Annotated in this window: 16 protein-coding genes; 6 read left to right on the forward strand and 10 right to left on the reverse strand. The window is 53.6% G+C overall.

Annotated features, from left to right (window positions below; genetic code table 11):
* Window positions 1-61 precede the first annotated feature (61 nt).
* On the reverse strand, window positions 62-3,262 hold the full coding sequence (lanM, locus tag AC0VXT_RS19060) for a type 2 lanthipeptide synthetase LanM (protein ID WP_475546674.1): 3,201 nt from the start codon (window positions 3,260-3,262) through the stop codon (window positions 62-64).
* A gap of 85 nt (window positions 3,263-3,347) precedes the next feature.
* Between lanM and AC0VXT_RS19065 the strand changes: the two genes are divergently transcribed.
* Window positions 3,348-4,289, forward strand: a complete 942-nt coding sequence (locus AC0VXT_RS19065) for a GNAT family protein (RefSeq protein ID WP_475546675.1) — start codon at window positions 3,348-3,350, stop codon at window positions 4,287-4,289.
* Between the two features lie 63 nt (window positions 4,290-4,352).
* Here the strand turns inward: AC0VXT_RS19065 and AC0VXT_RS19070 are convergent, their stop codons facing one another.
* Window positions 4,353-4,535, reverse strand: a complete 183-nt coding sequence (locus tag AC0VXT_RS19070; RefSeq protein ID WP_475546676.1) for a hypothetical protein — start codon at window positions 4,533-4,535, stop codon at window positions 4,353-4,355.
* Window positions 4,536-4,828: 293 nt separating this feature from the next.
* Here AC0VXT_RS19070 and AC0VXT_RS19075 point away from each other — a divergent pair, with 293 nt between their 5' ends.
* Complete coding sequence (locus AC0VXT_RS19075; protein ID WP_475546677.1) at window positions 4,829-5,770, forward strand: GNAT family N-acetyltransferase; 942 nt, start codon at window positions 4,829-4,831, stop codon at window positions 5,768-5,770.
* 59 nt (window positions 5,771-5,829) lie between these two features.
* Here AC0VXT_RS19075 and trxA read toward each other — a convergent pair whose 3' ends face one another.
* From trxA to tsaE, 6 genes are all read right to left on the reverse strand, one after another.
* The gene (gene trxA, locus AC0VXT_RS19080) at window positions 5,830-6,150 is read right to left on the reverse strand and encodes a thioredoxin TrxA (RefSeq protein WP_022732720.1); all 321 of its coding nucleotides are present in this window, start codon (window positions 6,148-6,150) and stop codon (window positions 5,830-5,832) included.
* A 164-nt stretch (window positions 6,151-6,314) separates the two neighbouring features.
* Window positions 6,315-9,779 (reverse strand): double-strand break repair helicase AddA, encoded by a 3,465-nt coding sequence (addA, locus tag AC0VXT_RS19085; protein WP_475546678.1) that lies wholly within the window; start codon window positions 9,777-9,779, stop codon window positions 6,315-6,317.
* A complete protein-coding gene (addB, locus tag AC0VXT_RS19090) occupies window positions 9,776-12,943 on the reverse strand; it encodes a double-strand break repair protein AddB (RefSeq protein ID WP_475546679.1) in 3,168 nt (1,055 codons plus the stop codon). Before addB ends, addA begins: the two co-directional genes overlap by 4 nt.
* Window positions 12,943-13,704, reverse strand: coding sequence for a nucleotidyltransferase family protein (locus tag AC0VXT_RS19095; RefSeq protein WP_475546680.1), 762 nt, complete (start codon window positions 13,702-13,704; stop codon window positions 12,943-12,945). The genes addB and AC0VXT_RS19095 overlap by 1 nt, the downstream gene beginning before the upstream one ends.
* Window positions 13,701-14,825, reverse strand: coding sequence for an aminoglycoside phosphotransferase family protein (locus AC0VXT_RS19100; RefSeq protein WP_475546681.1), 1,125 nt, complete (start codon window positions 14,823-14,825; stop codon window positions 13,701-13,703). Before AC0VXT_RS19100 ends, AC0VXT_RS19095 begins: the two co-directional genes overlap by 4 nt.
* Complete coding sequence (gene tsaE / locus AC0VXT_RS19105; protein ID WP_475546682.1) at window positions 14,822-15,298, reverse strand: tRNA (adenosine(37)-N6)-threonylcarbamoyltransferase complex ATPase subunit type 1 TsaE; 477 nt, start codon at window positions 15,296-15,298, stop codon at window positions 14,822-14,824. The genes AC0VXT_RS19100 and tsaE overlap by 4 nt, the downstream gene beginning before the upstream one ends.
* A 254-nt stretch (window positions 15,299-15,552) precedes the next feature.
* On the opposite strand from tsaE, the gene AC0VXT_RS19110 reads away from it, so the two are divergent.
* Both AC0VXT_RS19110 and AC0VXT_RS19115 read left to right on the forward strand, forming a co-directional pair.
* Window positions 15,553-16,575, forward strand: a complete 1,023-nt coding sequence (locus tag AC0VXT_RS19110; RefSeq protein ID WP_412777852.1) for an NAD(P)/FAD-dependent oxidoreductase — start codon at window positions 15,553-15,555, stop codon at window positions 16,573-16,575.
* A 27-nt stretch (window positions 16,576-16,602) separates the two neighbouring features.
* Window positions 16,603-17,001, forward strand: a complete 399-nt coding sequence (locus AC0VXT_RS19115; protein ID WP_475546683.1) for a GFA family protein — start codon at window positions 16,603-16,605, stop codon at window positions 16,999-17,001.
* A 4-nt stretch (window positions 17,002-17,005) separates the two neighbouring features.
* Here the strand turns inward: AC0VXT_RS19115 and AC0VXT_RS19120 are convergent, their stop codons facing one another.
* A complete protein-coding gene (locus AC0VXT_RS19120; protein WP_475546684.1) occupies window positions 17,006-17,347 on the reverse strand; it encodes a winged-helix domain-containing protein in 342 nt (113 codons plus the stop codon).
* A 378-nt stretch (window positions 17,348-17,725) separates the two neighbouring features.
* Between AC0VXT_RS19120 and AC0VXT_RS19125 the strand changes: the two genes are divergently transcribed.
* Together AC0VXT_RS19125 and AC0VXT_RS19130 are read left to right on the forward strand one after the other, a co-directional pair.
* Window positions 17,726-18,628 carry an Abi family protein gene (locus AC0VXT_RS19125; protein WP_475546685.1) on the forward strand — a complete coding sequence of 301 codons (903 nt, stop codon included), beginning with the start codon at window positions 17,726-17,728 and terminating at the stop codon, window positions 18,626-18,628.
* A 282-nt stretch (window positions 18,629-18,910) separates the two neighbouring features.
* Window positions 18,911-19,183, forward strand: coding sequence for a hypothetical protein (locus AC0VXT_RS19130; RefSeq protein WP_475546686.1), 273 nt, complete (start codon window positions 18,911-18,913; stop codon window positions 19,181-19,183).
* Between the two features lie 51 nt (window positions 19,184-19,234).
* Here AC0VXT_RS19130 and AC0VXT_RS19135 read toward each other — a convergent pair whose 3' ends face one another.
* Window positions 19,235-19,696 carry a heme-degrading domain-containing protein gene (locus AC0VXT_RS19135; RefSeq protein WP_475546687.1) on the reverse strand — a complete coding sequence of 154 codons (462 nt, stop codon included), beginning with the start codon at window positions 19,694-19,696 and terminating at the stop codon, window positions 19,235-19,237.
* Window positions 19,697-19,742 lie beyond the last annotated feature (46 nt).

Genomic DNA, 19,742 nt, shown 5'->3' on the forward strand with positions numbered 1-19,742 from the left:
GGTATTGAAAAATAATCCGCTAATTGGACACCCATACCCATTAAATGTCAATAATACCGGATCACTCTAGCAAAAGGACCGGACGGTTCAGAGCCGGAGCAGCAACTTCAAGAAGGACCTGGCCAATTCCGGACAACCCTTGCATCAGACTAATCTGAAACGTTCGTTCCACTGCCATCAGGCCGACCGTTTCAGAAGTATCAAGTCGCCCAAGCCATACTGACAAACGCTGATTGAAAATGTCGGTCAGATCATCCGGGCCAAGACCAAGTTTCAAAGCGTAATGCAACATTGAAAACCGCCCCGCATGACCACAGCACAGATTATCGCGCCCCCCATCCGGGACAGCCACGACAGCAGAAATCGCTGTTTCAATTTCACTGCGGATCATCGGGTCATCAAGAATATCAAGTGTTGCCATACGGGCCAGCCCAATTCCCGCTGCACCATGACACCATTGGACCGGATCACGCCCTGGAGTATTACCACGCAAATCCGGCCATCCTTGACCAGCCGAGTCAAACAAGCTGCGTTCATATTCAAGACCGTATTTTGCAAGGTCAAGGAACTGCGTTTCCCCGCTTGCCTGATAAAGCTTAAGCAACGCACAGACAGTCCCTGCTGCACCATGAGATATTCCCGCCAAAGCGCGATCATTGAAACTTTTCCAGTTGGCCGGATCCTTAGGTAAATGACGCCCGCACAGGATGGCCCGGTCAAGCACCGTACGGTCGCCGGTTTCCTGATGCAGTACAAGCAAAGCAAGGATGGTCCCCGAAACGCCACCGATCACGTCAAATACCTTATCGCCATTGATCGCCGCTTCATCAATGACGCCGGACAACTTGACTGCTTCATCCAGAAGTTCTGGGGCATTCAGCAAAATGGCACAACGGCTCAGGACATAAATCAAGCCTCCAACACCGTCAAAACCACCAATTGAAGATGTCGCCTCAAGGACTTTATGACCGTCTTTGCGGATAATTTGACGTGGTGCAGCAAGACTTGCCAATGCCATGTCGCGCCACTTTCCCGACGGATCCACAGCATGACATCCGGCAAAAAACAGGGAAACCCCCGCCGTTCCGCCATACAACAGATCATCCATTACCATGACCTGCAGCCCTTCACCATCCGGTGTTACATCTGTAGTCAGCCATGTCACACTACCATCGTAAACAATAGCGTGATCGGCGATTTCTTTTGCAATCGACAGGGCTTTTTCGCGGGCCTGTTTAACAATATCACCGTCCAACGAAACAGCCGGCCACAGTTGACGCGGGGGCGTTCCGCCATTTTGCACGCCCAGAACAGTCTGGCGCACAATGGCAATGTCATACCCCAGACTGGCGGCGAGCTGATCCAGACGTTTGCTAATCTGTGGCAGAACCGCAGAAGCGGTAAAGTCTGTCAGAACCAATTGTCCATCGGCCCAAACCCCGTCCTCATCCGTCTTGCCGGTAAAAAGCGGGATGTCCATCCGGGCCATCGCCCGCCGTTCATGCATAAGAAGCCCCCAGCCCGGATACGCATCAAGGTCCCAACGCGCCCGACGGCAAAGCCGTTCAAAATTCAAACTCCAGGCAAAGCCATCCTGCTGGTTCTGAGGCAAAGAAGCAGCATGTTCGAGTTCCTGATAATAAGCAGTCGGGCGTAAAACATGGCGAATACGCATATTTTCGAATTCGACAAGGGGACCATCCCCGGCAAGAAAAGCATCCCTGTTCACAGACAGGAAATTGATTACCATGCGAAAACCATCAACAAGATCGGCAACATAACCGGAAACTTTGGCCGGTTTTCCATCAATGGAAAGCACCATACCGCTCAGCACCTGTTCGGTTTCGACAGGTTTAAGGATCATATTGCCCTGATTAACATGAAGCAGACGATTAGCCGTTACCGATTTACGGGTCGCGGTTGCCAATCCACCGCTATCAAGCCAGTGGCCCATGATGTTTTCGCGCTGTGGCAGCAGACCAACGGCCATGACACCATTATCAAGCAAATGCTTTGCCTGTTCTTTGGCTGCAAACGCTGCTTCCCCGCCAGAAAAATGGCGTAATTCCGGCTGAAACAGCGTTTCCAGATCAATCACCGCCGGGCGGCCATCTGCCACAAGAAAATTTTCATGGTGCATGTCGCTGCCTTTAAGACAGTACATCAGCGCAAGCAATTGACCAGCAGCGTAATAAAACCCCTTGGCCTGACTGGCTGAAAGTTCGGATTGGTGATTAACAAACTCCATCCAGCCATATCCTGACCGACACCATGTTCTAGCGGCGCCTAGATGAATGTCTGATCCTGATTTCTCAAACCAGTTCGACAACCCGTGCCAAGCCGCCTCCATCCCGATGGGACGGGGCTTATAGACAACCTTGGCCCCGTTTTCGAACATCAGGATCAGAACCGTGCGCCCGTGGTCATGGGCATCCGAAATCCCCCCGGAAATTTCGCACACGGCCCCGGCATCCCCCCTCGCACCTTCAAATTCGGGGAAGTAATTACCAAGGCTGGACTTGTCACGTTCCAGACGCTCTATGAATTCATCGGTGGTTGTAATCCATTGGTCCACAATGGTTGCCAACAGACGGATCATAACAGGTCGATTGGCGATCAAATTGGCCAACGGTCCACTGAGCAGTGCGGATTTGAAGGTATCGTAAAGCTCGCTGCCCTTGGCATCTTCTGGAGCAATACCAACCGCTTGGCGGAACGAAGCAAAGCTTTCATACAGTGTCCGTTCGTAAATCGTAGCCATACGCCGGATCAAGGTAACGGCAAGATCCTGTTTCGCCCGGTCCGTCAGAAAAGTGCTATTTCCCCGGCCAAGCTTAGCACGCGCCTGCACCACAACGGGCCACATCAGATCGGCAAAGGGAATTTCATCCATAAATTCCTGCGGGCAGTTTTCTGCTGCCTCATCCCCTCCAGACATGATGGCATCAAAAATACAACGAGCAGTTTGTAACCATTCCGGCAGTTGCGCCCCATCTCCTAGCTTCACATCCCCAAGAAGTGGCGCAACCTTGTCGGGATTCAAGCCATCACGGGCAAGGCGGCGGGCGAACAGGTCCGAATCACCGCCGGTTGCAAATTCACACCATTTTTGCAGATTTCTCTGATGGATTTCATCCGGGGACAATGATGACCCGGCAAATACGAAATCATCAACGATTTCAGGGATATACTTTCCCGACAATCGCTCATCAATCGTTGCCGCCTTTGCGGCAATATTTGTCCAAAATGGATCGATTTCCATCTGTACCCCTTGACCTTCGCACGAATTAAAGCCCTGATAGTTAGAGTTTAATTACGCTCTTAAGCCAAGAAAAGTTTTGCACAATATGCAGCTGATCCCCGTCACGAAAAACAATATCGAACCCTATGTCGCGTTCCGCCTGGAGGTCGCAGACGAAGAAGGGCAGCGTTACTACGCAACGATTGATTTGGGTGCAGCCATTCTGGCTAAGGGCCATGATTTTGTGTTGCTCGATGACAAAGACGAAATGCAGGCTGCGGTAATAATCAGCCGAAGAAATCGTCGTGATGAGAGTTTGCGCGTTATGGTTTCTGTCGAAACCAGAACGGCAACATCCCAAGAACTGACAACTGCCTTACGTTATGTTCTGGACACTGAAAACGGGCGGGTGGCAACGGAAGATACCTGTTATCACGTCTTTAATCCCATCAAAGCTCCTTTCCTGAAATCCGAAATGACAGAGATGGGTTTTGAGGCGATTGTCAGCAACTATCGCTATCAGCGCGAACCCGGCCCCCCGCGCCCCGGCGAATTCCCCCATGCAGACAGGGCAGTGGAAAAAGGATACAGAACGCTTGTGATCGATGATGCCTATCTGGCATCAGACCGGAACATTTTTGAAAAGCTGTCAGATATCTATAACCGCGCTTTTTCAAACCGTGAGACGGTTAGCCCCAGCACGCCTGAGCGCATCCGCAAAAGTTACGAAGCCGAGGCCAATGATATCATCATTTCCAAGTTCGGTGATGAGGTAACAGGCAGCATTACCCTGACCAATCTGGGGGATTCTGTTCTGTCACCACAATATACCTGCATGCGGCGCCACTGGGGAACCGGATCAGTTGATCTGATGTGCCGCCATATGGCCCAATTGGTCGCAGATCGGTGGAATGTTCCAATTATTGGCTATGCCGAAGCAAACAATGCCGCATCGTGGAAGGCACTTGAACGGTTCGGATTAACGCGCGTTGAAGAATACATCGTTTGGGAACGCCATATCCCCGCCGGCGCAAAATTTACCATATGAACTTTCAAGCACACAAAAAAGGCGGGATGAACACCAACCCGCCTTTTCAAATGCCAGAAACACTTAAGCCTGGAATGGCGTAGCATCCTCGGAAATATAGCCAGAACAATGAACACCAAACGTGCCCGCAGCGGCACTTAAACCTTTGTTATCGCCGTGGGACGACACAGTCCTCCCGGAAATTGCGCCACCACTTTGCATCCAGTTTGTCAGGAGTTCATTCGACACATGTTCAACTCTTTCCATACTCGTAATCCTTATTCAAACTTATTGATATTGCAGCAAGAAATCAGAGTATTTATTAAATCCGATAGCTCATCGACTGTCAATTGACGCGATGATAAACAGCTATTGCGCGTTAAACACAATGCGCAGGAAATCTTGTTGGCCACAAACATCAAAACCAACCAACGCATCTCATTGTATCAGGAGCAGATCACAGGGTGTAATGTCATACGTTCTTCTTGACCTTCACAGAAATTAACGCATTGATATATATGGTTTATTTTAATTTTTATGCCGCAGAAGTTTTCTGACATATGCAGTTACTTTCCATCACACAAGACAATATCGAAGCCTATACCGCTTTTCGTTGGGAAATCGCCAACGAGGAAGCCCGGCGTTATTACGATAGGATGGACCTTGCGACGGCCATTCTCACCTGGGGCGACGATTTGGTTCTGCAAGATGAGAATGGTGAGATGCTGGCATATGTAACGCTCACTCGAAATCAGAACCAAGACGGCAGTTGCTATGTCAGGATTTCAATCAACGGTCGCAGCAAAAATCCGAACACACTTGCTGGCTGGTTCTGCTACGTTCTGCGCCATGAAACCGAGACTGTAGTCAAGGTGGATACATGTTTTCACGCTTACAATCCGCCCGAATGCGCGCTGCCGTCAGCAGAAATGGCAGATATGGGTTTTGCGGAAGTTCCGGGAAGCTATCGCTATGAACGAAAACCCGGCCCACCTCAAACTGGTGAATTTCCGTACGCCAGTCGCGCGATCGAACTGGGATATAAAGCGGTTATACTTGATGACGCTACAATCGCGTCCAATCCTGATATCTTTGAGAAACTTGCCGAAATCTATAACCGTGCCTTTTCCATCCGGGGCAGGGTTTCACCGGTAACACCAGACGGTATGCGCAGAAATTACGAAGCCGACAGCAACACGATGATCATTGCAAAACTCGATGACGAAATCGTCGCCAGCACAACTTTGACCAATATGGGCGATTCCGTTTTGGGACCACAAATCAGTTGTTTGCGAAAACATTGGGGAACGGGGGTTTCCGATCTGATCTGCCGTCTTTTCACGCAAATTGTGGCAGACCAATGGAAGCTTCCAATCGTCGCATATGCAGAGGTCGGGAATTCAGCATCCTGGAGGGCGCTTGAGCGATTTGGGTTGGTTCGGAATAAAGAATATATGATCTGGGAGAAGATGGTTCCTTCAGGCCAACGTTTTACGCTTTGATCGAAGAAAAAGGCGGGCTGAATTTCAGCCCGCCTTTTGAGGTTTTATGACCGAAAAGATCAGATCGACTGGTTGATCCAGTCAACAAGTGCGCTTTTCGGCAGTGCGCCAACTTTCATTGCTGCAACTTCGCCGCCCTTGAAGATCATCAGGGTCGGGATGCCGCGCACACCGTATTTCGCAGGTGTATTCGGGTTTTCGTCGATATTCACCTTGGCGATCGTGAGCTTGCCGCCCAGTTCACCGGCGATTTCATCGAGATATGGCGCAATCTGCTTACACGGACCGCACCATTCTGCCCAGAAATCGACCAGAACCGGGTCGTTGGAACCCAGAACGTCGCTATCGAACGAACCGTCGGAAACTTTAATCGTGGTCATACTTTCAGTATCCTAGTTGTTACGAGGCTTGGGGTCGTCCCCCACACACCTCGATCCGCTGTATGAGGCCAAGGTAGGCAGCACTGACGCAAACGTCAAGCGCATTGGGCGATCTGCTGCAATGTCACCAGCGCAAAGCCAAGACTTCTGCAGAGTCGCAGCCTTTAGCCAAAATTCAGAACATGATCGGGAAGCTCCACCATCCACGGCCCATTGGTCCAGAGGATAAAACACCTGACATTCTTGCCCGGATACATCTGCCGCAAAGCCGCACGATAGATCGACATTTGACGACGGTATGCCTTGGGCGTGCCCTCCACATCGCGCGGCGGCGGGCGGTTGGTTTTGTAATCGACAATCATGACCTCATCGTCACGCACCACAAGACGGTCAATCTGGGCGGAAACAACATCCCCACCCACAATACCGACCAACGGCACCTCGGCGCGTGATCCTATGGCAAAGACGGGAGCAAAGTCGGGGTTTTCAAAAATACGGAGGGTTTCATCGGCAATTTCGCCCTGCTGATCGGGCTCAAGACCGTGGACCGATTGCGCAAGGAACCGTGCGGCGGCTGCACGGCGGGCATCCACCGGAAGGTCTGGCAATAATTCCAGAAGCTTATGGATCAAAAGGCCGCGTTTAAAGCTTTGCCCCTGATCCCCGCCCAAGGGTGATTGGAAAACTTCGTCGTCTTCAATCATTTTGCTGGGTGCCAGCGGTTTGGGCGGGAAGGTTTCAACCGGTGCCGTCGCACGGATCAAAGTACGGGCACGGGGCTGTTCCTGCGCATCATTTGCCGCCACACGGTCAGGTTTGGGGGCCTGACTTTGATCGGTTTGCCATATCCACCCTTCGCCCGACCAGCCGGACCCGGAATAGGTGCCAAGATCAATCTGTTCGGACTTGGCATAGCCTTCCATCGCCTGTTCACACAGATTGTACCAGCAATGGTCCGGCGCCTTTCGGCGCCCCTGCCAACCACAAATATAAAGCCGGTCTTCCGCCCGGGTCAGAGCAACATAAAGCAACCGGTTATATTCCTGATCGCGCTTCACCGCGATGGCATCACGCAGGCGCGACACAACATCAGTCTCCAGCGCCACACGCGGCAACCAGAACATCAGATTACGGTCTTCCTGCCAAAATAGGTTCGGCGCCTGTGTTGGCACCTGCATGGTATCGGGCAGGAACACAATCGGCGCCTGTAGCCCCTTGGCCCCATGCACGGTCATGATGCGGACTTCATCGCGCCCGCTTTGTTCAAGGTCACGCTTGATTTCCGCATCGCCCGCCATCAACCAGTGCAAGAACCCTTGCAAGGTCGGGGCATGATCGGCTTCATAGCCCATGGCAAGGTTGAGAAACTCATCTATCGGGTCGTTGGCCTCAATGCCCAAACGTCCAACCAGGCGCGCACGCACACCACGGGCATCTTCGCCGCGACCGCCCAGCAATTCGGCAAACAGTTCGAACGGACGTTCGTAATCGACCCGCCCCAGCCATTTGAACAAAAACCCGTAAGCGCGTGCAAATGGTGAGTCGCCCTCAACAATGGCGGCCTTTTCACGCAGCGCATGCCAAAGGGTTCTGGGCCGGTTGTGGGCAATCTCAAACAACTGATCATCATCAAGCCCGATCAACGGACTTTTCAAAACTTCGGCCAGTGTCAGATCGTCCTCGGGCATCAGAAGGAACCGACCAAACGCCACCAAGTCCATTACCGCCAACTGATCGGTGATTTGCATCCGGTCAACACCGGCCACCGGCACATTGCGTTCCTTAAGCGCCTTGACCACTTCATCGACAAAGGCGGTACGCCGACGCACCAAAATCATGAAGTCACCGGCCCGCACCGGACGCCCGCGTGATGTCAGGATTTCGCCTTCATCAATCGCATGGCGAATGCGCCCGGCAATGACGCGGGCCAGTCTGATTTCCGGGTCCTCAAGGCGCACGATCCGGGTGGGTGGCGTCCATGGGTCTTCGGGCGTGCGTTCTTCGGGTTCGACCGCTGGCCAAAGTTCAATCCGGCCCGCCTGCCCGACGCGAAACGGGCTGTGGGCGACATCATCGCCTTCATCCCCAACGCCCTGTTTGGCGACCGGCCCGGCAAAGACACGATCCACCGTGCCCAAAACCGCATCGGTGGACCGGAACGAAATGTTCATCGGTACTTCGCGCCATGCGGCTTCGATTTGCTGGGCCCGTTCGCGGAAATAGCGGCGCATTTCGGCGAATTTTTCCGGATCGGCCCGCTGGAAGCTGTAAATCGATTGTTTCGCATCCCCAACGGCAAAGATGGTGCGGGGCTTATCGGCGTGACGCCCCGCATCGATAAAGAATTCTTCGGCCAGAATACGCACCACTTCCCACTGTTCGGGGTTGGTATCCTGCGCTTCGTCAATCAGGATGTGATCAAGACCTTCGTCGAGTTTGAACAACACCCATCCCGCCATGCCGGCCTGACGTTGCAAAAGGCTCAGGCTGGTCAGGATCAAATCATCATAATCAAGGCGGGCATGCAGCGCCTTTTTCGTCGCATAGCGGTCCAGCATCGCATTGCCAATGCTGATCAAGGCCGCCGTCGCCCCGGCCATTGCCGCAGCTTTGCGCAGACGATCAATTTCAATCAGACGCGCGCCTTCGTGTTCCAGCGCATCAGCCCCCATCGGGTGGTTTTCCGCCGCCCCCTTGGTGATCAGTTTGGCGCGCGGTTCCCCCGCAGCAGTAAAGAACACGCTGCGATACTCACCAAACACCGAAAGCCGGTCTTCGACATTGGTTTTTTCCAAAAACTGCGCCAAGGCTGGCACACGTGCCTGATCGGTTTTGGTTCCGGCCTCAAGGGCAGCAAGCCCGCGCATCAAACCATCGCGGTCAAAGGCATCGTCTGACAGCGCCTTTCGCAAAATCGCGTCTTCGCTGACCCCGACCGGCACACCAAGGGCCGCATAGACCGCATCACGCATGCGATCCGCCCCGCCAAGATTGGCCAGCATGCGTTTAAGACGCCCCCGTTCGCGGGCAAGTTCGCTCATCACCTCGCCAAAGGCACCTTCGCGAACCTGTCCGGTCACAACCGAAAGCGCATCTGCCAAACCCTCATCGCGCCCGGTGCGGGCAAAGGCCAAGACTTCTTCCTGCACCGCGGCCATGGTTTCGGCAGCTGTGCGGTCATCCATGATTTCAAAATGCGGCGCCAGACCAGCTTCAAGCGGAAAACGCCGCAACAGCGACTGGCAAAAGGCGTGAATGGTCTGAATTTTCATGCCACCAGGTGCATCCAAAACCCGTGCGAACAGTTGGCGCGCGCGCATGGTTTCGTCTGAGCTGGGGGCTGCACCCGAAAGATTGGTCAGATCGTCATGAAGGGCGCGGTCCTCCATCGTTGCCCAATGCCCCAAACGCTCATTAACCCGGTTGGCCATTTCGGCCGCTGACGCCTTGGTAAAGGTCAGACATAAAATCCGATGGGGTTCGGTGCCAGAGAGCATCTGACGCAAAACCCGGTCTGAGAGAACCTTGGTCTTGCCCGCCCCGGCAGATGCCGACACCCAGACAGACGCACTTGGATCAGACGCGCTGCGTTGTAAGACATTGGGATCGGTTCCACGCATTTCGGTCATGACTTCTCCCCTTCCTCAACATCTGGCATAGCCTTGATGTTAGCGCTAACATCGCCATCCTCGACATTCTCGACATCTTCGCTGCCCATCCATTCGCGCCGACGTGAAAGATGAACATAGTCAGAATATTTCGGCGCATGATCAGGATGCGGCACGCTGAGATACGGTGTCGCCGGATCGGCAAAGGCGGCGGCCAAATCGTTCACCCCATCAACCGCCTCATGTGCGAGTGCGGCGGGCGTGGTTTTCATGCGGTTGGTATTGATCTCGACAATCTCGCCGGCTGGATCACCACCCGAAAGCTTCCAGAACGCCATTGATGCGGGCGGGCCAGCCGGCACATCCCCAAAGCCCCCCTTTTCGGCAATCGCGGCTTCAAGGGGTAATTGCGGCGCAAAGCCGTTTGCCACATCGCCCTGACTGGGCGGTGCACCGGTTTTATAATCAATGATCGCAATCCCGCCATCGCGAAGCGCATCAATCCGGTCGGCACGGGCATACACCTGAAACCCGCTTGGCGTATCAAGGGTGCCTGATTGCTCGGTATAGGATTTACGCACATCGCCACGCCGCGTGGCTTCGGTCTGGATGAACCATTTGGCAATCCGTTCGAACCGCGGCCACCAGAACGCCCAAAGCCCCGGTCGGGCGGCCAGGGGTTTGAATACGTCGCGGCCAATGATCAACAATTCCTGTTCACCGTCCGGCGGTAAATGATCGGGATGGCGCGCAATAAACTGATCAAGGGCGTCATGAATTAGATTGCCGTAATCGGCGGCACCGGGGTCTTCGTCGACCCCGTCAAGCTTGCGCAGCCCCAAGATGTGGCGGGCATAGATCGCATAGGGGTCGCGCATCCATGTTTCGATCTGGGTGACGGACAAACGTTGCGGGCGGGCCGACACCGGCGGTTTGGGGGCCGGACGGCCAATTTTAAGGCGCATTTCGTCGGCGGGCTCATCAAGTGTTTCGGCCAGTGCGCGCCATTCGGCGGCATCGGCTGTTTCCATGGAAACCCCGGATTTCCGCAGAATGTTTTCAATGCGTAACAACCAGCGCGACGGCACGGTTGGTGTGCCTTCAACACGCAAAGCACGGGTCATCACCACGTTGGGTGAACAAAACAGCTGCTGAAAATCATGGGCCGATTGACCGACCCGGTGTTCAGGGGCAGGCAGGCCGAATTTTTGGCGCATCGGGCGGCTCATCCATGGGTCGGCCCCGGCTTCGGGCGGCCAGACGCCTTCGTTCAGGCCACCAAGGATGGTCAAATCGGCTTGCTGCATCTGGGCTTCGACCGTGCCCCAGATAAACAGGCGCGGATGTTTGCCATAACGCGGGCGTACCGCCCGATCCGCCATCAGTGCATCCAAAAATGCGCCATATCGGTTGCCGGGCATCGCCACGAACTCGCCAAGGGCATTGAGCAATTCATGGACGAAATCCGCCAAGGCCTCGCCCGCCTCCCCGCGCCACAGGCGATCCGCACCGGGCTGACTATCGCTTGCGGCCAGGGCTTCGGCGGCCATGATGTGGCTGCGCAATGCACCGACTGGCGACAGTGTTTTATCGGCATTCAAATCGGCAAGCGGGGTCAGGCATTCAGCACAACGTGCCACCAGATCGGTCAACCGCGCATGATCATCGCGGGTGCGTTCAATCCGGGCATGGGCATGTTCCGAACCACTGTTTTTCATCCGTTCAATGAACTCGTCGCGCCAGCCATCAAGGGCCGTTTGCAACCCATCCAGCCCCGGCCCCGGGCGCGCCCCGCGCAAGACGTTTTGTTCCAAAAGGCGGGTCAACACGCGGAAGGTTTCAGGCGGAAGCCCCGCCGCCGACAATGGATGTTTCAGCAATTCAAGCAACGGTACAGGCGCGAATTCTTCCTGCACCGCACGCACCACAAGGCGCAGATAAATCGCCGGTGCGGTGTCATGAAGCGGGATCCCGGCCGAATCATCAATTTCAACTTCCCATCGGCGCAGCTCAGTCGCCACACGGCGCGCAAGGCCACGGTCCGGGGTCACCAGCGCACAGGTCATGGCGGGATTTTCAAGGGCATCACGCATCATCACCGCAATTGTGGTGGCTTCTTCACGCGCCCCCGAACAATCCACCCGCAATACGCCGCCCAAAACGTCGGGGGCGAACCCGGTAATGTGACGCCAATGATGGGTGGTTTTGGCCGGGCGCAGGGCTTCGCGTGCCAAACGGCGGCGCTCAATCGTGACATCGTCTTCCATGCCAAGGGCAGGCCATGGCAGAACGCTATCAGCGCTGCGCCCGATATGACGCAATGTCTTGCCCAAAAGATGCTGGGGATGGGCGGCATCATCTTGGATGGCGGCCCAGTCTTCATGACCAAGCCCCATCATCAGGCCGGGCAGAACCACGCGTCCCTTGGGCATGGCAAGGACCGCACCCATCAAATCGCGCAAGGCCGGGAACGGCCCGGTGGAGCCGACAATCAGAACCGGTGTTTGGGGGGTATTGTCCTGCCACAGTTCAATCTGTGCCTTGATCAGGGCATTACGCCGCATCGCCCGGTCGCTGACGTCCTGAGTTGCCAGAATACCCGGCCAATGCAGGGTCAGGATTTGCAGGAATTCTAACGTCAGTTGCCAGTGTTCGGCGAATTCTTCGGGCACCAGTCCCTTAAGATCATCAAACTGGCAGTTTTCGGTTTGAACCTGATCAAGAAAGCGCGCCAGTTCCCCGGCCAGACGAGCGGCCTGATCGGCGGTTGGTTTTTCACCGCGATGATCCGACCGGGTCATGATCAGGCGGGTCAGCAGCAATTTGCGTTGTAAATCCGGGATGGCTGGCGGCAAATCAAGAGCGGCCTGTTGCCCGCCCGCACCATAAACCGCCAGTTCATCCTCGTCTGCCTCGCCGAGTGGTCGAATGGTCGGCAATAACGTCACCGCCCCACCCGACTGGCGTAAAAACGCATCACGCATCACCTTGGCCGATCGACGGTTGGGCACCATCAACACGTAATCAGGCAGTGCATCGGGCTGATCAGCGGTTTCAGCCATCAATTGTTTGGCAATCAGATCGGCAAAGGCCTCACCCGGCGGGATAAAAAACAGGTTTTCGGGGTTCGCCATGTCCTGAGCGAAGGCATCAGATGCGTCCATATAATCAAACAGGTCGGCCATTATAGCTCCCCGACTGTTGCCCGTTTGGCCCGTTCATCTTCCAAGGCACCCGCAATGATCGGTTCGGCCTCGGCAAGTGCGTCTGGCGTACCGATATGGAAATGCCGCCCGTCATGCACCAGACCATAACATCGTCCAGCCGCAAGGGCCTTGTCATAAACCACATTCAGCGAAAAGGACCCATCGGGGGTATTTTCAAACAGGCGCGGCGATAAAACCTGCACGCCGGTAAAGAAATAGGGTGCCGACGGCGCATCCCCACGCCGTTTTAACCGCCCATCAACCTGCCAGAAGAAATCACCCGCCCCGTCATAACCAAACGCCCCCGACACCGGATAAAGGGCCAGCAACGCATCCATATGTTCGGGATCAAATGCCGCCATCAACCGATCAAAAAGCGGTTCGGCCCCTTCAGTCCAGAACACATCGGCATTGGCAACCAGCACCACATCACGATCAAGCATCGGCAGGGCCTTTTTCACCCCGCCCCCGGTTTCCAACAAATCGGATTCCGGCGATGTCAGAACCTTGGGCGCGCTGCGCACTCCGACATGATCAACAATCATCTGACCCAAGTAGTGACTGTTGACCACGGCCCGATCAAACCCGGCAGCGGCAAGTTTATCGAGCACATGATCAAGCATCGGTTTGCCCGCAACCGGCACAAGTGGCTTTGGCATCGTATCGGTAATCGGGCGCATGCGTTTGCCAAGACCGGCCGCCAGTACCATCGCCTGTGCTTTCTGTGTGCTGCCGGTCATTGAGGCGCCTTTTTGTTTGAATGCGTTGGGCTCGGGCTAATGTTCGGGGCCTTGCGGGCATCATAAGGAATGTGGGTTTCCACCCAGTGATGCAAGGCAGGCAACCCATCGACCGCCCCGCGTAGAATAAGATCCCAGCAGCGCGGAATAAAATCGAAATAGCGCGTTTTCCCGGCCTTGATCGCAAGCCAGCCAAACCGGCCCAATATGCGGAAATTACGCACCATCGAATTGGCGATATAAGCCGTTTCGAAATCGGAATGATCAAGATTTGGGAAGGTCGCCAGATAGAACTGCTTCATGCGGTTTTCCAAATCCGGGCTGATATCATGGCGCACATCGCGCAACAGCGAGACAAGGTCATAGGGGCGCGGGGCAATGGCGGCGTCCTGAAAATCAATGATGCCGCAATCATCGCCACCATCGCCATTTTCGACCAGCATCAGGTTATCCACATGGTAATCGCGGTGAATGATCACGTCCCCCGCCCGCCAACAGAGCGGCAAAACGTCGTCCAATAACCGGTCAAAATCGGCCATCGCGGCAGCGCGCCTTTGTGGGTCGGCGATGATTAATGGCAGGTAATCGGTTTTGAAACTGGCCAACATGCGCCGGAAATTATCGGGCCCGTATAGTACCAATCCACAATCAGTCATTCCGTCATCGTCACAAAACCGATGCAGCCCAATCAGCTGATCCACCGCACGCAGATAAAGCCCATCCTGCCCAACCCCATCCATCATCCCGCCCGACTGAAGCGCACGGGTAAAGGTGACATCACCAAAATCTTCGATCAGGACAAGCCCGCGTTTGACATCAGACGCATGGATTTTTGGCACCCGCCATCCGGCGCGTTCAAACAAGGCCGTCGTTTTCAACACCGGCTCAACCGATGCCGGACGTTCCGGGTTTTCGTAAATTCCGTGTGGGTCAACATGGATCGCACTGGGCGGAAAATCCATCAAAAGCGCGGTGTCATGGCGGCGTTCAAGCCGGAAATATTGCCGTGCTGACGCGTCATCGACCAAGGGCATGACCTGTGCCGTCTGCCAGCCACAGGCGCCCAGAAAGTCCTGACGATCTGCGTTGCGCCGCCCCTGTTCGGCTGTCGTGCCCGTCATTGGGTTTTTCCCGTCATATTGGCAATCCGCGATTCCCAGTCTGCGCCATGGGGTTCAAGCACAAACACGCGCGCATCCTCGTTCGGTCCGGGTTCGATATGAATATCAAGTCGGTTTTGCGGGGTCAGATAATCCAACCGGTCAGGCCATTCGATCAGACTGACCGCATCGGCAAAGGCATCTTCGATATCAAGTTCATGAACTTCTTCCGCGTCAGACAGACGATAAAGATCAAAATGCCAGACCGGCAGGGGATCAAATTCGTAAACCTGCACCAGCGTAAAGGTTGGACTGGGGACTTCTTCATCCGGGTTATTGGCCACCGCGCGCACAAAGGCGCGGCAAAACGCGCTTTTGCCCATGCCCAAAGTGCCATGCATCAGGATCACATCCCCCGCCTTGGCGATGGATGCAAGCTGTGCGGCAAGGGCTTCGGTCCCGTTTTGATCACTGACAGCGACGGTCTTGCTCATGATGTCCGTTTATCGATTGGCAAAAGGATGTTGTATGGTCCCCTTTTGTAGGGGGTGAAGCCGCCCGTTCGCAATGATTTTACGACGTGGCGATAAAGGTCACATCAAAACCGGGCAGTGGCGGCAAATTTGGCCGGTTTACATTGCGATATTCTGCCCCAAATGCTATTTCGCCCATATTCGTTTTCCCGCTGATCGCCGGGCTCAGGGTCTGGACCGAGCCCCAAATTCGATATTATTTGGATGGAATAAACATGTCAGACGCCTCAACCAGCACAGATATTGCCATTATTGGCGCAGGCCCGGTTGGGCTTTTTGCGGTTTTCGAAGCCGGTATGCTGGGGCTTAAATCCCATGTGATTGATGCGCTTGGAATGGTCGGCGGCCAGTGCAGCGCGCTGTATCCGGAAAAGCCGATCTTTGACATCCCGGCCCACCCACAGATCGCCGGTCAGGACCTGATTGATCAGCTTGCCAAGCAGGCTGCTCCGTTTGAACCGACGTACCATTTGGGTCAGCAGGTCACCAAACTTGAAAAACGTGATGATGGCCGCTTTACGCTGACCACCAGTACCGGCACCGTAATTGACGCTGGTGCGGTTGTCATTGCCGCAGGCTGTGGTGCCTTTGGCCCGAACAAGCCGCCAATGGATGGCCTTGACGATTACGAGGATTCCGGCGGGGTTCAATATTACGTCAAACGCCGCGCGGATTTTGCGGGCAAAAAGGTTGTGATTGCCGGTGGCGGGGATTCGGCGGTTGATTGGGCATTGTCGCTTCATGATGTTGCCGAAAAGGTCATGGTGGTCCACCGTCGCCCGAAATTCCGTGCAGCCCCAGACAGCAGTACAAAACTGCAAGCATTGGCCGAAGCCGGGAAGATCGAGATGGTCATCCCCTATCAGCTCAAGGGCCTTCGCGGTGAAAACGGTGTGCTGTCGCATGTTGTTGTCGCAACGCTTAAGGGCGAAGAACGCGAACTTGAAGCCGATCACCTTTTGCCGTTCTTTGGCCTTGCCATGGAACTTGGACCGATTGCCGACTGGGGCCTGAATGTCGATAAAAACCATATCGGTGTGACACAGGCGACCATGGAAACCTCGGTTCCGGGCATCTTTGCCATTGGCGATATCGCCCATTACGAGCATAAATTAAAACTGATCCTGTCTGGCTTTGCCGAAGGGGCAAGTGCGATCCATGCCGCGCGCAGCTACCTGTTCCCGGACAAGGAATTTCACTTCGAATATTCGACCACCACAGGTGTTCCGAACGAATAATCCATAGGCATTTCAGGAAAGCGCACCATGACCACAAATACCCCGATCCATGTTGGTGGCTGTCTTTGTGGCGCGGTGCGTTTTTCCGCATCTGGCGACCCGGTTGGTGCCAACCACTGCCATTGTGGCATGTGCCGCAAGGATAGTGGGTCGGGTGTTTCCACCTTTGTCAGCTTTCGGACCGATGCCGTCACATGGGATGGCACACCGACCGATTACGAAAGCACACCGGGTAAATATCGCGGATTTTGCCCCAAATGCGGCTCCAGCCTGACATGGTGGAGCCGCGAAAGTGCTGACACCATCGATCTACGCCTTGGCAGCTTTGATGACCCGACCCCTTTTAAGGCGAAAAAGCACCTTTGGATGAGCATGGCCCTTCCCGGCTTTGTCGAACTTGATCCTGATATCGACCATTTCGAATAAAATATTAGTTATTCTTGACGCTATTGCTCGCCAACTCCCAGTTCCCCCTGAGAGATGACTTTTTGATCAATCCCTGCCTTTTCATACGGTTCAAGTATGTTCGAAAAGTTGAGTGATTAAGAGAATGGTTCGTAGACCTCAACACTTCAAACAAATAGCCGCTGGATACTGGTTCTTGACTTGCCTGCAAAGTCTTGAGAATCAAATCCCAAGCGATCACACGTGAGAAGCTATTTTTTCTAACGGCAGGCCCAATAGAAATTTCCTCTAATTTTGCTTTGGCTAACTGCCGCTTTAAAACATCGCGCTCGTGTTCAAGCGAAATAATTTTTTGATCCAGTGCCATTATCTCACCTTCTATACAACTCACGAAGTACGCTTTGCCATCACTCACAACTTGTCTCACTTTTCAATATGAAACTAATACTAGATATTAAACTATAAATTTTATGTTATTTATCAATAGATTAAATCAGTTTACTTTCATTTTATAATATGATACGGTGAAACTTATTTGTTTCACCGTATCATATTTAGTTTCAATTCTATTGAATTATGTTGCACTTCTAAAATTCTATGATAGATAGTCGATCAACATGGCCGGCCCCACTGCACCTTTTTGGTGTACGGGTCGGTCTTCTTTTTCTAATATACGTACATGAACGTATACCAGAAGCCCTATCTTTCCCCTCAGAACCAAGTTGCACTTCTGCAGAGACGCGGAATGCAAATATCTGACCCTAAACGAGCGGAAGAATGCCTTTCCCGCATAGGATACTATCGTCTCAGCGCATACTGGTATCCGTTCAGGAAATCCAGAAATCCTGCAGCAGGCGAACCACAAAACAAACCCATAATTGTCAGCCAATTCCGCCCCGAAACAAAGTTCTCGAATTGCCTTGACCTCTATGTTTTTGACAAAAAACTCCGCCTACACACTCTCGACGCACTGGAAAGAATAGAAATAGCTTTACGCACAGATATTGCCCTACTCTTGGGACAGCATCATCCAGAAGCGCACCGACACGCCCCTTTACTACACGGCAAATTCACAAAGAAAATTCAAACTCATGGAGCCACAAACCACCAAAAGTGGTTAAGCAAAATGGACGAACTAACGAAGAACTCAAAGGAAGAGTTTGCAAAGCATTTCAAACGTACATACCCAAACAGCTATATGCCAATATGGATTGCTGTTGAACTATGGGATTATGGAATGTTGTCTCACTTCTTTGCTGGAATGCGCGTATCTGACCAAGATATAATTGCCCAAAAATACGGCTTGTCCTCTGGGAAAACCTTAGAGTCGTGGATCAGATACCTCAATGTCACCAGAAATCTATGTGCTCATCATAGTAGGATCTGGAACAAACCGCTCGTCATCACTCCCGCGCCTTGCAAGCAAGGAGAATTTCCAGAGTTCGAAGCACTCAACGATAAAAATGGCAGTCGCTATTATGCAGCCGCTCTAATCATGCAGTTTTTGCTGAACAAGGTTAACCCCTCATCCTCTTGGCGAATACGTCTAGTCAAGCTAATGGATGAACTCCCGACAAATAATATTATCAATATCTCCCAAGCAGGCTTTCCAAAAAACTGGGCTGATCAACCATTCTGGAAGAATTAACTGCGAACTTCTGATAACTAACTCACCTTTCAACAGCTCCAGAATTATCCCGTGATCTTCATGCGATGGGAGGCCAGATGCTGTTATCGCCGCAATCACCCCGACACCGGCAACCCTGATCGAGAAACGGTCGCGCTTAAAGAACCTCCGCGTTAAATCTGGCCTAGTCGAAGGCGCATGGAACGATAAGCCTTACCTCTGGCTCTTCGTTCGCATTCATGTCAGGCTGCAAAATCCGACTGCAGATAGAATTCTGCATGTAACGCAATCAAGGGGACTTTTATGAGCGACGAAAATCCGGAAACACAAAAGAACCCGAGCTTCATTACAAATATGCATAAGCTGATTCTTTTTGGCTCAGGCACCTTGCTGCTGGGAACTTTGCTGTTGATGGTGACGTTTCAGGCCGCAATTGAAATGATGATGTATGGCCGTTCGGCGGGCAGCTTTGTGGTTGTCATTGGCACAGCGGTTGCCATCGGCCTGCTTGTTGCCGGCTCGACCATCATTTCGAAATGGGTATCGCGCAAAGTCCAAGCGATCCTGGAAGAATAAACCGTCCCGTTGATCCAGTCGGATCGCCCGGTGTATGGATCAGGATCGGGGTCAGGCCACATCGACCTTTAAAAAGTCGGCAAGCACGCCAACAATCATTGCGTGATCCTCGGCGGAGGCCAGCCCCGATACGGTGATCGCCCCGATGACACCAACACCGGAAACCCGGATCGGGAAGCTGCCGCCGTGATCGGCATACTCGGCGAAATCAAGGCCATGATCGGCAAGCGTTTTGCCCTTGGTTTGCAGAGTCACGCCAAACCGCATCGAACTTTCATGTTCGCGTAACGTCACGTTGCTTTTGCGTCGTGCCCAACCGTCATTTGCCGGTTTGGCCCCGGGAAGGGATGCGTGAAACAGGGTGCGGTCCGGGGTGCGGATATTGATGGCGACCGGTGCGTTTTGCGCCTGTGCCACCCCCACCAGTTTGGAACCGATTGCCCATGCGGTGTCTTCGTCAAAGCGGTCAAACACCAGTGCTTCTTCCTGTTTGATCAGACGGTCAAGCTCCATGGGTCGGCTCCTGCGATAGATGTTGTGGTTGGATCATCCATAGCGC

It is taken from the genome of Thalassospira sp. Z349TD_5 (assembly GCF_056173045.1).